Source organism: Paenibacillus sp. SAFN-117 (genome assembly GCF_051966115.1).
Classification (GTDB): Bacteria; Bacillota; Bacilli; order Paenibacillales; family NBRC-103111; genus Paenibacillus_L; species Paenibacillus_L residui.
On sequence record NZ_JBQCLK010000014.1, the window covers coordinates 1 to 252 of the forward strand.

Here is a 252-nt window from a genome sequence, read left to right on the forward strand (position 1 = left end):
AAACCTCCAAAAAGAGAGGAATTGTATACATGGTTATTTTTTTATGGTGCGGACTCCGGAATTAGGGGGCCTAGCCGAAAGTACGGTTTTTTTTGCAGGCGCTGGACGCGTAAAGCCAGAGTTGCCTCGAAGACGAGCAAAAGTGCATGTCTTTTTGCGGAAATCCGGCAAAACTCGAGAAAGACGAGCAAAAGTGCATGTCTTTTCCCGCCAAAAACGGGAAATCGCCGAAATCGCAAAATTTACCTGCAC

General features: G+C 46.4%; 1 protein-coding gene. It reads right to left on the reverse strand.

All coding sequences use genetic code 11. From position 1 onward, the window contains the following. Positions 1 to 70: 70 nt before the first annotated feature. Positions 71 to 252: hypothetical protein (locus ACTHRH_RS10975; RefSeq protein ID WP_440415519.1), on the reverse strand; the 182-nt coding region annotated here is incomplete at its 5' end.